12 protein-coding genes and 1 pseudogene are annotated in these 15,582 nt (G+C 61.6%); 3 read left to right on the forward strand and 10 right to left on the reverse strand.

Annotated features, from left to right (window positions below; translation table 11 throughout):
* Positions 1-31: 31 nt before the first annotated feature.
* The 7 genes from GRB96_RS13070 to GRB96_RS13100 form a co-directional block, all read right to left on the reverse strand.
* A complete protein-coding gene (locus GRB96_RS13070; protein ID WP_205743536.1) occupies positions 32-1,684 on the reverse strand; it encodes a hypothetical protein in 1,653 nt (550 codons plus the stop codon).
* A 241-nt stretch (positions 1,685-1,925) separates the two neighbouring features.
* Positions 1,926-2,774, reverse strand: a complete 849-nt coding sequence (locus GRB96_RS13075) for an MOSC N-terminal beta barrel domain-containing protein (RefSeq protein ID WP_161432548.1) — start codon at positions 2,772-2,774, stop codon at positions 1,926-1,928.
* 51 nt (positions 2,775-2,825) lie between these two features.
* Entirely contained in the window at positions 2,826-3,176 is a 351-nt protein-coding gene (locus tag GRB96_RS13080; RefSeq protein WP_161432549.1) for a hypothetical protein, read from the reverse strand.
* A gap of 323 nt (positions 3,177-3,499) precedes the next feature.
* Positions 3,500-4,387, reverse strand: coding sequence for a DUF5677 domain-containing protein (locus GRB96_RS13085; protein ID WP_161432550.1), 888 nt, complete (start codon positions 4,385-4,387; stop codon positions 3,500-3,502).
* A 109-nt stretch (positions 4,388-4,496) separates the two neighbouring features.
* On the reverse strand, positions 4,497-6,311 hold the full coding sequence (locus tag GRB96_RS13090) for an ATP-dependent helicase (protein ID WP_161432551.1): 1,815 nt from the start codon (positions 6,309-6,311) through the stop codon (positions 4,497-4,499).
* Positions 6,298-8,079 carry an ATP-dependent nuclease gene (locus GRB96_RS13095; protein WP_161432552.1) on the reverse strand — a complete coding sequence of 594 codons (1,782 nt, stop codon included), beginning with the start codon at positions 8,077-8,079 and terminating at the stop codon, positions 6,298-6,300. Before GRB96_RS13095 ends, GRB96_RS13090 begins: the two co-directional genes overlap by 14 nt.
* A 475-nt stretch (positions 8,080-8,554) precedes the next feature.
* Positions 8,555-9,634 carry an NAD(P)-dependent alcohol dehydrogenase gene (locus GRB96_RS13100; RefSeq protein ID WP_161432553.1) on the reverse strand — a complete coding sequence of 360 codons (1,080 nt, stop codon included), beginning with the start codon at positions 9,632-9,634 and terminating at the stop codon, positions 8,555-8,557.
* Positions 9,635-9,821: 187 nt separating this feature from the next.
* Between GRB96_RS13100 and GRB96_RS13105 the strand changes: the two genes are divergently transcribed.
* The 3 genes and pseudogenes from GRB96_RS13105 (at position 9,822) to GRB96_RS13115 (ending at position 11,871) form a co-directional block, all read left to right on the forward strand.
* Positions 9,822-10,298, forward strand: coding sequence for a peroxiredoxin (locus tag GRB96_RS13105; RefSeq protein ID WP_161432554.1), 477 nt, complete (start codon positions 9,822-9,824; stop codon positions 10,296-10,298).
* Positions 10,299-10,325: 27 nt separating this feature from the next.
* Positions 10,326-10,751: a VOC family protein gene (locus tag GRB96_RS13110; protein WP_161432555.1), complete on the forward strand. Its 426-nt coding sequence runs from the start codon at positions 10,326-10,328 to the stop codon at positions 10,749-10,751.
* Between the two features lie 53 nt (positions 10,752-10,804).
* Positions 10,805-11,871: pseudogene (locus GRB96_RS13115) on the forward strand (NAD(P)-dependent alcohol dehydrogenase).
* A gap of 92 nt (positions 11,872-11,963) precedes the next feature.
* Here the strand turns inward: GRB96_RS13115 and GRB96_RS13120 are convergent.
* The 3 genes from GRB96_RS13120 to GRB96_RS13130 all read right to left on the reverse strand — a co-directional run bounded on the left by GRB96_RS13120 (position 11,964) and on the right by GRB96_RS13130 (position 15,578).
* A complete protein-coding gene (locus GRB96_RS13120) occupies positions 11,964-12,737 on the reverse strand; it encodes an enoyl-CoA hydratase-related protein (protein WP_161432556.1) in 774 nt (257 codons plus the stop codon).
* A 202-nt stretch (positions 12,738-12,939) separates the two neighbouring features.
* The gene (locus tag GRB96_RS13125; RefSeq protein WP_161432557.1) at positions 12,940-13,788 is read right to left on the reverse strand and encodes a 3-hydroxybutyryl-CoA dehydrogenase; all 849 of its coding nucleotides are present in this window, start codon (positions 13,786-13,788) and stop codon (positions 12,940-12,942) included.
* 158 nt (positions 13,789-13,946) lie between these two features.
* Entirely contained in the window at positions 13,947-15,578 is a 1,632-nt protein-coding gene (locus GRB96_RS13130; RefSeq protein ID WP_161432558.1) for an acyl-CoA synthetase, read from the reverse strand.
* Positions 15,579-15,582 lie beyond the last annotated feature (4 nt).

Consider the following 15,582-nt stretch of genomic DNA (forward strand, 5'->3'; position numbering starts at 1 on the left):
AGTTATTGGAAAATAGTTCCACTATACGCCATCAGACGCTCAGGAAGGAGCGATGGATCTCGCTTCCATAGCGCCGGACGATCGCCCGTTTGGTGGCGTGAAAGTCGGCGACACTGCCCTGGCGCCCCGATTTCTCCAGGGTGCGCGTGGCCAGTTCCTCGGCGATCACCTCCAGGAAGAGCTCGGCCAACAGCAGCCTGGCGGAGTCACGGAAGTGCCCACGGCCATCCACGTAGAGCTGTACCGTCGGGGCCCCGGTGTTGATCAGGATCTTGCGCTCCTCGGGGCTGTAGACGGCACGGTCCAGGGTCTCCTCGAGGTTGCGGAATTCGTAGCCCAGGAACATCGCCTCGCCGTGATCCCGCGATGGACCGCGACGCGGCGCATGGGGCACGCCGCCATGGCCGTGGTGGGAGGCGTGGCGGGCCAGCACGATCTCGCACCAGGCCCAGTAGGCGCCGGCACGCACGTTGATCTCGCCCCGGGCCCCCTCCTCCTCGCCGCTCAGGGTCCAGGTGAGGCGCCCCTCCTCGCCGAGCTCCTCCACCCTCACCTGCGTGGGAGTGGCGTCGATGGCGAGCGAGTCGGGCAGCGCATAGTCGATGGCAAGCTCCGCCCCCTGGGGAAGCTGCGCGCGGTCCACCAGCAGCGTGACATGGAAGGAGTGGCCCGGCCGGCGGTAGTAAAAGGGAGTGGTAAAGCGCAGGGCGGTGTCGAGCGCAGGCGCCTCGGCGGGCTCGCTCGCCAGCGGTGGCGTGAGCCCCAGGTCCTGCACCGCCGCGCGGCTCATGCGCTGCAGCAGGTGCTCGATCATATGGGCGGTGCGCTGCGAGGTGGTCGCCCGGGCCAGGTGCTTGAGCTTCTCCTGCTCGGCGAGCACGTGAGGCGCAACCAGACGGCTGACGGCGCGGGAGAAGGCCTTGACGAAGGCGTTGCGGGGATTGAGCCCCTCGCGCTCGTCGCTGATGATCGCCTCGCCCTCGGCGAGTTTCTCGAGCAGCGCCGGGCAGCGCACGCTGCCGAACAGGTACTCGGTGCCCACCTGGTTCTCGAACTCGAACAGCTGGCAGTCCAGGGCCGCCATGCCGGAGAACACCACCAGGCCGTTGGTGCGGTCGTCGCCATGCTGGGTCAGTTCGGCCTCGCGGGAGCGCTTGAGTGTCAGGGTGAAGGGGAACTCCTGCTGCTGGAAGACGAAACTGCTCGCCTGCTCCGGCCCGACCAGCAGCAGCGACGGCGGCTGCTGAAAGCGGATCCGTCCACTCTCCTCCACCACCCGGCCGCGCCTCAGGTGCGCCAGACTCACTTCGCGCCGCTCGAGGATATCGCGCAGGTAGACGTTGTCGGCCAGGGCCTGCACCAGGGTATGGAACTGGGTGATGGCGACCTGGGGGTTCTCCACCACGATGGTCACCCGGGTGCCGTTGCGACGGATACCGAGCCGACGCTGGTCGCCTTCGGTGGCTTCCCGGTCGCCTTCACCGTCATCGAAGAGGTAGCCGCCATTGGCGTCGCGGAACAGCTCGATGCGGGTGTGGCGGCCCTCATGGAGGGTCTCCAGCCAGCCGTGGCCGAGGCCGTAGATCGCCTGCTTGAGGCCCCGGCCGAAGAAGCCGCGCCCCTCCCCCTCGCCGCGGGAGAGCAGCTGTGGGCACCGCCGTAGGTGAGGATGCTGGCGGCACACTCGAACGACATGCCCTCCGCCTGGTCGGTGACCTTGAGCAGAGCGCCGTTCTGATGGCGCTCGTACTCGATACGGATCTCGCCGCTCGGGTCCTCTTCCCTCCCCCTCTCGCCGGCGCGCTCGAGGCGCCCGTAGCTGTCGTCGCTGTTGGTGATCAGCTCCACCAGGGCCTTCTCGATGGAGGCGAAGCGGCGCGAGTCGATGCCGATGACCCGCTGGTCGACGGGAATGGCGCCAATGGTCATGAGCGAGTCCTCATGGTGATGTCATCGCCTACCGAAAGCCTCGCCCCTTCACCCTCGAGGACGATGGCGTTCTGGCCGAAGTAGCCGCCCGGAGCGGCGCGGGTATTCATCTCCACCAGGGTGCGCAGCGGCTCGCCGGGTACGGCGATCTCGCCGCTGTGCTGGTCCACGGTGGTGATCTTGCAGCGCTGGCAGGGCTTGCGCAGCCCGAGACGCCAGGCGCCGTCGGCGGCGGCCAGGGTGTCCCAGCCATCCTCGGCGAAGGGAGTCGCGTGATCGACCACCAGGCTCGGCCGGAAGCGGCTCATGGGCACCGGATCGAGCCCCTTGGCGGCAAGGCGGCGATTCATCTCGTCAAGCGAGCCCTCGCTCACCACCAGCAGGGGGTAGCCGTCGGCGAATCCGGTATGGGCCCGCTCGCCGGGCGCCAGGTAGTGGGGCTCGACGGCGCGACGCTGTTCGGGGGCGAAGCGCACCAGGCGCAGGCCGCTGCCGCGCCAGTCGCCCAGCACGTCGCTCAACCAGTCGCGTGCCTCGACGCCCTCGTCCAGGGCCTCGCAGCGGTCCTCCCACACGTACACCGGGATCCGGGGAAGCGCCCCCACCGCCAGCGGCACGCGCAGCGGCGCCACCTCGGGGTGGCTTAGCACCAGGGCATCGGCTTCGAGATGCACGCGGATGCGTGCCATGGTCGGCAGCTGACGCTGGGTCACGAAACGCCCCACGTCGTCCACCACCATCCAGCGGCGATCCCAGGCGAGACCCTCGGCGGTCAGCTCGGCTGTGTCCAGGGCGATGCCGCCCAGCGACTTGACCGGATAGATGTTGAGCTGGGTGATCTTCACGGCGGGCTCCTGGCAGGGCGATGCCCAAAGCCTATCCCAGCCGAGGGGGGATTACAGCCGGCTGGTTTCGATCACATAACCGATGATGGGATAGCCGGCCTTGCGCGCGGCCTTCTCGGCTTCCAACTGGGCCTCGACCTTGGAGATGCTGGAGGAGACATGCTCGAACACGGTGTCCATCTCGAGCTGCTTGGTGCGTACGGCCAGCTTCACCAGATGGCCGGTCTTGGGTGCGCCTTCGGGCTTGCTGCGCGGCGCCTTGGCCTTGGGCTCTTCACCGGCTTCCCTGGGCCACTCGGGGGGCGCGGTAGCCGCCTTGCGGCGTGTTTCCTGCGCGTTGTCCATGAAGGCGTTGATGTCGCGGCGCATCTGCCGCTCGAACTCGCTCAATTCCGTTTCCATCGTGTCTCCGTCTACTTCAGGGATGGCGGGAGTGTACCAGAAGTTGCGCCGAAGCCATCACTATCGTCCGCATCCCGCATGACGCGGGGCTGGTGTCGCTGTTGACCAACATGTCGGAGGACCGGTTTCGGCCAGAAGCGGCCATTGAGATTTTCCTGATATTTAACGCCGCCTTAAGCGGTGAGCAACAGTTGGCTAAAGCGCAAAGCAAAGCGAAATTTAGCCAATTTAAGGACCCGGCCTAAAGGATTTTTTATATTTTATCTCTCTTTATTCAAATTTATACCAAACATGCTTTGCAATGCCCTAAAATATTCTTTGCTTTATTTAGTATCAGGACTTGGCACACCTGCATCCTTGGAGATTTTCTTGATCTCCTCCCCAAGCCTTGAAAGTAATTTTTTGAATTTACTTAAATTTTCTTCATCGATCATGTTGTGTCGAATACAACAATACGTAACGGCTTCCACAAAAGAGCTAGTTACAATTCTAGACATCATAACCGAGTAAGAGCATGCCTCAAATGCTATTAACTTCCGTGCTTCCAAAGGGTGTTGAAGCGTCATCATATGAAGAATTGTATCTTCTGCAGTCATATGACTAGAACCACTCAAACGGTGATAAATTGAAAAATAATCACCAGTTTTCCCCAACTGTTCAAATCGCTTAAACAATGAATTCCACCAAAGATCATTGTATTCACTAGGCTTCACTGAAAAATTGGTTTTAGCAAGCTCTACATAGTTTTCATAAAATGAAATAGCACTTATACGCTCATCGATCAAAGGCGTGACCTGGGACGCATATTCTTTTTTAGAAGCTTCTACCTTCCACTCTTTTAGCTTTCGAACATGTTCGTCATACCACTTCGCCATGTAAGCGGTAATTGTGCGTTCATCTCCATGCAAAGCCATGAACATCAGGTTGATAGAAGACTCTTGAACAACTCTAGCCAGCGCTTCCGAACTGGTAAAGCACTGAGCTGCAATACAACAAAGCATACCTTCTATTTGTTCATAGATTCTACCAATAAAATTGAGATGAGCATGTACAATAAAGCCATCTTTTTCGGTTTTATTGTCAATATTTGCTATATAGTCATAAGATATCTTATTCGCATCTGCTGCACACTCTAGGGCAACTTTAATGTTTGATAAATTTAGCTTTTCATCGAACCCTTTCTTTTTCCTAAACTCTTCCAAATGATTCACTGAAGCCTCTTAAAAATAATGACCAGAGTAACCGGAGCCCAACGTAGCGCAGAGCCAAAAAATGAGTGGGAGCCGACCGAAGGCGAGGATGACGCTTCCGGTACGACATTTAGAAACCGGCGGCACGCATTCGCTGCTCCAGTTCATTCAGAAATGGCGAGCGCCCACGATACATCGGACCATATCGCCCCTCAACGTACCCTGAATACAACATATGAACCTCGTCGCGTGCACGTGTGAGCCCCACGTAGAAGAGTCGGCGGCTCTCGCGTAACTTCTCTGGGCTCTCGTTTAGCCATGGCAAATTTCCGAGGTCGAGACCAACCATAATAACCACGTCGTACTCGCATCCCTTAGCGGAGTGGAGTGTCAGTAGATTCAAGTGATCCGGCGAGCCGTCTCGCCCACCCAGACTGGTGATGTCGAGCTTAGCCAGTACTCCGCCTTCGGCGAGCGCTTCAGTCATGCGGTCCAGTTGCTCTTTCTGATCGGCAAGCACTAACTCCGCAGCCAAGAGACGATCTACGATGCCGTCACGCAACGAAGCAACGAAATCACGTGCGGGCTGCTGGTCGTTCCTCAATCTCCATAGCAAAGCGGTCAGCTCTTGCCCCTCGCGTCGAGCCTGAGCATCATCCAGATTCGCCCGATAAAATGCGAGATAACGGTCGATCAACCCGCGCAGTTGTGGGCGCCCGATACGCCAGCCACCAGCGCACCAGCTCGCACAGTCTTCCACCCAGCTTGTCAGGGCAACCTTGCGATAAGGAGCGGAGTTGTCCACGCGGATGTAATCGAAACCACCGGCTGCCACCGCTTCGGTCATAACATCCCCTGCGCGATAGTCCTTATAAAGGATTGCGATATCGCCCAGCGTTCGACCCGGCTTAGAGGCTAAGGCAGCTGGTATGATCTGTGCGACAGCATGCGCGGCCTGGTCTGACAGACCACCGGGGCGTGGCACGAACTCTATGGTCGCCTGACGGGTCGGGTCGTTCGCTCGATAGCCACGAATCTCACCTAATGCCATCTCTGAAGCGCTGACGATACCTGCGCATGAGCGGTAGTTCATTTGAAGCCTGACCGGTTCGATATCCTCACGAGCAGCTAGCTCCATGAGCAATGAGCCATCAGCCCCCGTAAAACCGTATATTGACTGGTCCGCATCGCCAACTGCGAACAAGCGTACGCCACCCTCGAAAACCAGGCGCTTGACGATGCAATGGAGCGCGACTCCTAGATCTTGGTATTCATCTATCGCCAGCACCGGAAATTTAGCCTGTACTAAGGGGAGCACCCAATCATGCTCGGCGATTAGACGATGACCAAAGATAACCATGTCATCGTAGTCGATTAGCCCCTCTTGGCGTAATGCCGCTTCGTAAGCTTCGGCCCAGGCGGCGAGTTCCTCCTCGCTACGCCAATCGACGCTGTTTCGATTCAGCACGGATCGGCGATGCCGCCCTAGATCGATTTCCTTGTAAGGATGGTTAGGCCCAAAGAGTCTGTCTCCGGATTGCCTGATCAAACGGTTCCTTACGCGCTGGGATGCTACCGAAAGCGGAAACTGAATCGGTAGATCAGCTAAGCGCCCATATGGCATTAGCAGATGGCGCAGACAGAACCCATGGACTGTACCAATGAACAGGTTCGGCGTCTCTCGCAACCCCAACACTTCGAGCCGACGGTTCAGTTCGCGCGCGCACTCGTGACTATAGGTGATGCACGCAGCACCACGCGGGGCCTGAACGTCCTCAGCCAGGATGCGAGCCAGCTTCAGCACGAGCGTCTTGGTTTTTCCACTTCCCGGACCGGCAAGCACCACGCAGTGCCCTTGAGAGTTATACGCTGCTAACTGGCCTGGATTTCCAGCCAACTCAGCAGCCTGAGCCAAGTAGGCTGTACTGACACTACGCGACCACATCGCGGATATGCTCCAGTGCTGAACGGATGTAGTCAGGACAAACGTCTTCCGACACTGAGGATGCAAGTGACTGGGCGAACCGTCCTTTTCCGATTCTTTCGATCCACTTCAGTAGTTTTTCTTTATTGACATGGTCTGGATCATCTACCCACTGCTGTAATGTTATTTGGGCGTTTTTCGCCAACCTCAGTTCCCGTCCGATCACCTCTTGCATCGCGTCGGCCAGTCCGCTGGCGAATAGTTCCGGTTCCAAAGTGTCCTCGTTCACGAAATATCCGTAACTTTCGGCAAGTTCAATCACCTCGTCCGTATCCATGTTCCCGTGGTCTAACTCATCCCCAACCACATCAAGAAGGTTGATCAGTCGCCTGCGGACCAGCGGGACCCTGCCGTCGATAGGATCACGATCCGTGAGGATCACGTGGGGAATATCCAACCCTCCAGGGCCTAGGAGCTTCACATACGGAGTAAAGTTGGTCCCACCGACCGAACATACGGTGATCCCAAGCATGTCGAGTGAAATATCGAGCGCCTCGGCGAATGCGGGGACTAGAAACCGCTCCGCGTCGCCTTCGACCAGGATGACGCCTCGTGAAAAGAAAATCTCGCCGCGGGTAACATCAATGTAACGTTGGAGATCGTCTTCATCCCTCTGTGTAAAAGGAGCTTTTGCCGTCGAGACTGCGACAGTCTTGCCGTCAGCCGCATTATGGCGTAACAAGACTATAGATCTGATCGGTGCAACGCTTGAGATATGAGGGGAATGAGTGGTGAGTACTGTCGTCATCGGAAGTTTTACCTCCCCCACTTCTTCGGAGCCGAGGAAGTAGCGATAGATAAGACGCTGAACGTGCGGATGCAGGTGCGCTTCGGGCTCCTCAACTACAAAAAATGTATGGTCACGTTCTCCGTCGAAGACGAGACGATCAAGTTCAAGGCTCTTCAGGGCCAAGAAGATGAGGTTTGCCGTTCCTAGACTGGCATCGCCAACGCCGCGAACTCCATTATCGATCAGCAACCGCAGGCTACGCAGCAGTGCATCCACGCGAGTTGGAGCAAGCCCGAGCGACAAGGGAACGGCATGCTGCTTACCAGCAATGGCCATCAACCGCTCGCTTATTCGTTCTGATGTCGCCACTACTTCATCGTGATCAGCTAGTTCTCGATGTGCTTCGTCGATCTGATCTTGGATTTCCTCACGGGCCTCGTCATCCAGTGACGCGGCTAGATCTTCAATAAGCGGCCTCAACGGCGAATTGCGCCAGCTTGCAAGATCCTTCTCAGCATCACGCAGCGCCACCTGAACATCTATCGGCAACATACGGCGAAGTAGGCCACCGACGCGCATTTCAGGATCATTACCGCCAAAGATTACATACTCATAGTCTTTTAGTGATTCAGGGGCGCGTCCCAGTCCGGCTTTTGGCTGAAAGCGATAGGTGAGACGGGCAACCATAGGGGGGCCTGGGTCAATCACGCAATCGTTAAGATGGGCCATCAAGCGGGGATCGTCGGTGAAATTCATCAAATCCACTGAAATCTCAACTGTCTCACCGACCTTGTTCGCGCTCAGTCCATCCCAGAAGTGTTCTAGCCCTAGGTGCCGGTCGCGTTCGGACAAACCCGGATCAAGGATCAGTTGCAGGCCACGGATAAAGTTGCTCTTGCCGACCTTATTCTCTCCAACTATGACGATGCTCTCATCTGTTTCGATATCTATATTGGAAAAATTCGCGAAGTTAATCAGCCTGACCCGGGAAATCCTCATCAGCCTACCCCGTTGGTTATTTGTTGAATTTTGATAGTGGTAGGGCTTAGGCTTAATCCACTACCCTCGAAATTACCCTTTTTCATAAAGCTCGGAAAAATGAAGTCTCGCCAAGTTTATCTTGGGCAGTGTAAAAGCTTAATCGCCCTGTGTTCTGTAAACCGCAAAATGTCTGCTTTGGGTCGATAGCGGCTCTTCGCCCGATAAATCGAGCTCCTACAGGCAACATGACGACGACGCGAGGGAAGACGCTGACTGCGGCATAAGCCCCTGCACCTCATTACCCAAAGGACCATTAGCCAGCAGCCTAACCGATAATGCCCCTGTTTGCGGCCTCATCCGTCAACGTTGGCGCGAATTACGTAATCGGCGGATGACCCTGTCAGCGATTCGCCATATGGCGTGCGAGACATTGCCGACAGGGAATAAAGGATTACCGGGCGGAGCATTCCGCCCGGCTGGGGAGTAGCGAACCTCAAGAGACCTCCAGGGCGATCTTGAGCACGCCGTCGCGCTGGTGGGAGAAGAGGTCGTAGGCATCGACGATCTTCTCCAGCGGGTAGCGGTGGGTGACCATGGGGCCGAGGTCCAGGCGGCCGCTGTCGATGACTTGCATCAGCCGGCGCATGCGCTCCTTGCCGCCGGGGCAGAGCGAAGTGACGATGCGGTGATCGCCCAGGCCCGCGCAGAAGGCGTCCAGCGGGATGCTCAGGTTCTCGGAGTAGACCCCGAGGCTCGACAGGGTGCCGCCGGGCTTGATGACCCGCAGCGCCTGCGCGAAGGTCTGCTGCAGCCCCAGCGCCTCGATGGAGGCGTCCACCCCGCGCCCGCCGGTAAGCTTGCGGATCTCGTCCACCACGTCCACCTGACGGAAGTTGAGGGTGACGTCGGCACCCATCTTTCTGGCCATCTCGAGGCGCTCGTCGACGCCATCCACGGCGATGATCAACCCCGCGCCGCGCAGCCTGGCGCCGGCGGTGGCGCACAGGCCGATGGGGCCCTGGGCAAAGACCGCCACGCTGTCGCCGATCTTGATGTTGGCGGACTCCGCCCCGGCGAAGCCGGTGGACATGATGTCCGGGCACATCAGCACCTGGTCGTCGGTGAGACCGTCGGGCACCGGCGAGAGGTTGGCCTGGGCATCCGGCACCCGCAGGTACTCGGCCTGGGCGCCGTCGATGGTGTTGCCGAAGCGCCAGCCACCCATGGGCTTGTAGCCGTGGGCGTGGTGGCCGCCGTCCTGGGAACTGCAGCCGTCCTGGCAGGCGTAGGAGGTGAAGCTCGGGCATATGGCGCCGGCGATTACCCGCTGGCCCTCCCGGTAGCCCTGGACGTTGGCGCCGAGCTTCTCGATCACGCCCACCGGCTCGTGGCCCACGATCAGCCCCTTCTCCACCGGGTACTCGCCCTTGAGGATATGCACGTCGGTGCCGCAGATGGTGGTGGTGGTAACCCGGATCAGGGCGTCGTTGGGGCCGATGTCGGGGATCGGGCGGTCATCGATCTCGATGCAGCCGGGCTCGACGAAGACGGCGGCTTTCATCATGGCGGGCATGGCGGACTCCTGGATGGCGAGGAAGGGTGACCCCTACAGCTATAGCAGGCAAACGCGATTCCACCATGACAGACATCAAGGAGTGGCCGGCCAAGCGTGAAAGGCGGTGTTTGGTGTTCTCCGCCTGGTCGAGGCAGACTGGCGAGTCGCGGTATCCCACCCTTTCATCAAAAGAAGGACCTGCCCCATGACGATTGCCACCGGCGAGCGGTTCCCCGACGTCACCATCAAGACCAACGGCCCGGAAGGCCCCCAGGACCTCAGCACCGGCGACTTCCTCACCGGCAGGAAGGTGGTGCTGTTCGCGGTGCCCGGTGCCTTCACCCCCGGCTGCTCCAACACCCATATGCCGGGCTTCGTGGTCAACGCCGACAAGATCCTCGCCAAGGGGGTCGATGCCATCGCCTGCCTGGCGGTCAACGACGCCTTCGTGATGGCTGCCTGGCAGCGCGACCAGAATGCCGAGGCCATCACCATGCTGGCCGACGGCAACGCCGAGCTGACCCGCGCCCTGGGGCTCGAGAAGGACGCCAGCGGCGCCGGCATGGGCGTACGCTGCCAGCGCTTCGCCATGATCGTCGACGACGGCGTGGTGAAGTACCTGGGCATCGATGCCAAGGGTGTCGAGCAGAGCAGCGCCGAGACGGTGTTGGCCCAGTTGTAAGCGTTCCCCCTGCTTGAGGAGAGTTTCATGAGCCTTTCCCCCTTTCATCTGGCGATTCCTGTCCATGACCTGCCCGCGGCCCGCGCCTTCTACGGCGAGGTGTTCGGCCTGGAGGAGGGTCGTTCCAGCGAGCAGTGGGTCGACTTCGACTTCTTCGGTCACCAGCTGGTGATCCACGAGCACCCGAAGATGCCCTACCAGGACAACGCCCACACCAACGCCGTGGACGGCCACGACGTGCCGGTGCCCCACTTCGGTGTGGTGCTCGGCTGGGACGACTGGGAGGCGCTCGCCAAGCGGCTGCGCGAGCGCGGCACCGAATTCGTGATTGAACCCTATGTGCGTTTTCAGGGTCAGGTGGGCGAGCAGGCCACCATGTTCCTGCTCGACCCCTGCGGCAACGCCCTGGAGTTCAAGGCGTTCAAGGACATGGGCCAGCTGTTCGCCAAGTGAGGCGGGCGACCCGCCAGCCTCACGAATCCGACGACCCGAGGAGAATCACTGACATGAGCCAGACCCGCGCCTATGCGGCCTTCGCCGAAGACAAGCCCCTGGCACCCTTCTCCTTCGAGCGCCGCCAGCCGCGCCCGGATGATGTATCCATCGAGATCCTCTACTGCGGCGTCTGCCACAGCGACCTGCACTTCGCCTACAACGACTGGGGCATGACCCGCTACCCCATCGTGCCCGGCCACGAGATCGTCGGTCGCGTCACCGCCGTGGGCGACGCGGTGAGCCACTTCAAGGAGGGCGACCTGGTGGGGGTCGGCTGCATGGTCGACTCCTGCCGCGACTGCCAGCCCTGCCGCGAAGGCGTCGAGCAGTACTGCGAGAACGGCTTCACCATGACCTACGGCAGCGACGATCGCCACACGACGGCAGCCTGACCCAGGGCGGCTACTCCGACCGCATCGTGGTCAGCGAGCACTTCGTGCTGCGCATGCCGGAGGGCATCGACCTCCCCTCCGCCGCGCCCATCCTGTGCGCCGGCATCACCACCTACTCGCCGCTCAAGCACTACGGCGTGAAGGCCGGCCACAAGGTCGGGGTGATCGGCATGGGCGGCCTCGGTCACATGGGGGTCAAGCTGGCCAAGGCGCTGGGCGCCGAGGTGACGGTGTTCACCCGCTCAGAGGCCAAGGTGGAAGAGGCCAAGCGCCACGGCGCCGACCATGTGGTCGTCTCCAGCGACGAGGCGCAGATGGAGGCCGTGGCCGAGACCTTCGACTTCATGCTCGACACCGTGCCGGTGCAGCATGACCTCAATCCCTACCTGGCCACGCTGCGTTACGACGGCACCCATATCCTGGTGGGCCTGATGGACCCCATCGAGCCGGCGGTGGAAGGCTTCAACCTGATCTTCAAGCGTCGCGTGCTGGCCGGTTCGCTGATCGGTGGCATCCCCGAGACCCAGGAGCTGCTCGACCTGTGCGCCGAGCAGGGCATCACCTGCGACGTGGAGATGATCAACATCGACGAGATCAACACCGCCTTCGAGCGCATGCAGAAGGGTGACGTCCGCTACCGCTTCGTCATCGACATGCAGTCGCTGAAGCAGGGCGACGCGGCCTGACCGCCGCCGCTCCCCCAACACGCTGAGGTGACAACGGCGCGGCCGTGGCATTCCTGCCACGGCCGCACTGTTTAGGGCGAGTCGATGCTGCCTTAGAAGTTCGGCTTGCGCTTCTCGACGAAGGCGCTCATGCCCTCGGTCTGCTCGTCGCCCGCGAAGCAGAAGGCGAACAGGGCGTTCTCCAGCGCCAGGGCGCTATCGAGGTCCTGGTCCATGCCGTCGTGGATCGCCTGCTTGGCGGCGCGCACCGACTGCGGGCCGTTGCCGCCCAGCTGCTTGGTGAGCTCCTCAACGTAGCTCTCGAGCTCGGCCTGGGGCATCACCCGGTTGACCAGGCCGATGCGCAGGGCCTCATTGGCATCGATCTTGCGCCCGGTGGTGCACAAGTCGATGGCCATGGCCGGGCCCACGCGGCGCGGCAGGCGCTGGGTGCCGCCGAAGCCGGGAATCACGCCGAGCAGCACTTCGGGCTGGCCGAAGATGGCGTTGTCGCTGGCCACCGCCCAGTCGCAGGCCAGCGCCAGCTCGCAGCCGCCGCCCAGGCAGAAACCGTTGACCAGCGCTACGGTGGGCACCGGCAGGGTCTCCAGGCGCTTGAAGGTGTCCAGCGCCTGGCGGGCGAAGTCGCGGGCCTGCTCGGCGGTCTTCTCGCGCATCTCGGCGATATCGGCACCGGCCACGAAGGACTTCTCTCCGGCGCCGGTAATCACCACCGCGCGCAGGTCGGCACGACCCTCGAGCCCGGCCAGCACGCGCTCCAGCTCCGCCAGTACGGCCGTGTTCAGGGCGTTCAGGGCCTTGGGACGGCTGATGGTCAGGCGCACGATGCCGGCGTTGTCGACCACCTCGATCAGGTTCTCGCTCATGGGGGCACTCCTCGGGTTGTTGTTGAATCGGTGTTGGGACGGTATTGGACGATACCGCCCAACCCTAGCGAACGCTTGGTTGGGCGGCAATGCTTCCTTGGTGGATCCAGTCCGGGTATGAGGCTCCCCGGGGGCGCCTGGCGCCGCCTTCGCCCGGTGGAGCCGGCCTCCCACAGGAGAGACCGGCCCGCCAGGTGAGTGATCAGGAGTAGACGTGGAAGCCGCGGCCGCTCTTCCGCCCGAGATAGCCGGCGTCGACCATGCGCTTGAGCAGCGGACAGGGGCGGTACTTGGGATCGCCGAAGCCCTCCTGCAGCACCTCCATGATGGAGAGGCAGACGTCCAGCCCGATCAGGTCGGCGAGCGCCAGCGGGCCCAGCGGGTGGGCGGCGCCGAGCTTCATGGCCGCATCGATGTCCTCGGCGCTGGCCACGCCCTCCTGAAGCAGGAAGGCGGCCTCGTTGATCATCGGTACCAGCAGGCGGTTGACGGCGAAGCCGGGGGAGTCACCGATGGCCACGGCGGTCTTGCCCAGGGACTCGGTGAGCGCCTCGATGCGCGCCACGGTGGCATCACTGGTCTGCTCGGCACGGATCACCTCGACCAGCTTGAGCACCGGCACCGGGTTGAAGAAGTGCATGCCCACCACCCGCTCTGGGCGCTCGCAGACGGCGGCCAGGCGGGTCAGCGACAGCGACGAGGTGTTGGAGGCCAGTATCGCTTCGTGGGTCAGGCGGCTCAGGTCGCGGAACAGCTTTTCCTTGAGGGCCGGCTGCTCGGGCGCGGCCTCGATGATCACCTCGCAGTCGCGCAGGGCATCCAGGGCCGTGGAAGTATCCAGGCGCTGCATGGCGGCGTCCTTGTCGGCCTCACCCAGCTTCTCCTTGGCCACCAGCTTGCCCAGCCCCTTGTCGATGGCAGCCCTTGCGCGCTGCAGCTGCTCGTCGGCGACGTCGTAGAGCTTGACGGCGAAGCCGCTTTGAACCAGCACCTGGGCGATGCCCTGCCCCATGGTGCCGGCGCCCACCACGCCGATCACTTGCTCACTCATTGCACTCTCCTGATCTGTTCTTGTGGGTGATGCCTCGGTGGCCCGCCCCCTTGGGGTCAGACCCCAGCCAAGCCACCAAGCCTGTCACCTTGTGCTTGTCGAACCGAGTTGCCCACCGCCGGGGTCTGACCCCAAGGGGACTCCCGCACGGCAGATGTCTACTGCTTGCGCGCTTCGTCGCGCAGCACGAATTTCTGGATCTTGCCGGTGGAGGTCTTGGGCAGCTCGGTAAAGACCACCGTCTTCGGCGCCTTGAAGTGGGCCAGGTGTTCACGGCAGTGCTTGATGATGTCCTGCTCGGTGACCTCGCCGTAGCCGATCTTCAACTTGACGAAGGCACAGGGGGTCTCGCCCCACTTCTCGTCGGGCTTGGCCACTACCGCGGCCTCCTCCACCGCCGGGTGCGAGTAGATGCAATCCTCCACCTCGATGGTGGAGATGTTCTCGCCGCCGGAGATGATGATGTCCTTGGAGCGGTCCTTGATCTCGATGTAGCCGTCCGGGTGCCAAACGGCCAGGTCGCCGGTATGGTACCAACCGCCTTCGAGCGCCTGTTCGGTGGCCGCCTCATTCTTGAGATAGCCCTTCATCACGTTGTTGCCGCGCATCAGGATCTCGCCGATGGTCTGGCCATCCTTGGGCACCGGCTCCAGGGTGTTGGGATCGGCCACGCAGAGCGCCTCCAGCATGTGGTAGCGCACCCCCTGACGAGACTTGAGCTTGGCTCGCTCCTCCATGGGCAGCTCGTTCCATGCCTCGCGCCAGGCGCAGGAGGTGACCGGACCATAGACCTCGGTAAGGCCGTAGACGTGGGTCACGTCGATGCCGAGCTTCTCGACGCCGGCGATCACCGAGGCGGGCGGTGCCGCACCCGCGGTGGTGACCTTCACCGGGTGATCGAAGTCGCGCTTCTCCTCGGCGGGCAGGTTGACCAGGCCGTTGAGAACGATAGGCGCGCCGCTGAAGTGGGTCACACCCTCGTCGGCGATCAGGTCCATCACCCGCTTCGGCTCCACCTTGCGCAGGCAGACATTGGTGCCGGCAGCGGCGGCGATGGTCCAGGGGAAGCACCAGCCATTGCAGTGGAACATCGGCAGGGTCCACAGGTAGACCGGATGATGGGGCATCGCCCACACCAGGATGTTGCTGGTGGCGTTCAGGTAGGCGCCACGGTGATGGTAGACCACCCCCTTGGGCTTGCCGGTGGTCCCGGAGGTGTAGTTCAGCGAGATCGCCTGCCACTCGTCCTCGGGCAGCCGGTAAGGGTAGGCCGGGTCACCCTCGGCAAGCAGCGCCTCGTACTCCAGCTCGCCGATGGCACGCCCCTCGGGCATGAATTCGGGGTCCGCCACATCGATGATCAGCGGCTTGTCGTCGAGCTTCGCCACCGCCTCCTCGATGACATCACTGAACTCGGGGTCAACCAGGATTGCCTTCGCCTCGCCGTGCTCCAGCATGTAGGCAATCGCCTCGGCATCCAGGCGGATATTCAGGGTGTTGAGCACGCAGCCGGCCAGCGGCACGCCGAAGTGGGCCTCGAACATCGCCGGTACGTTGGGCAGCATGGCGGCCACCGTCTCGCCCGGCTGGATACCGCGCTTCCCAAGCGCCGAGGCGAGCCGGCGGCAGCGCTCCCAGGTGGTACCCCAGTCGCGGCGGATCTCGCCGTGGACCACCGCCGGGTAGTCCGGATAGACCGAGGCGGTACGCTCGATAAAGGTCAGCGGCGAGAGCGCCACGTGATTGGCCGGCGTCTGCGGCAGGCCCTGTTCGAAGATGCTCTGGCTCATGGGA

The organism is Halomonas alimentaria (genome assembly GCF_009902005.1).
GTDB classification, from domain to species: Bacteria; Pseudomonadota; Gammaproteobacteria; order Pseudomonadales; family Halomonadaceae; genus Halomonas; species Halomonas alimentaria.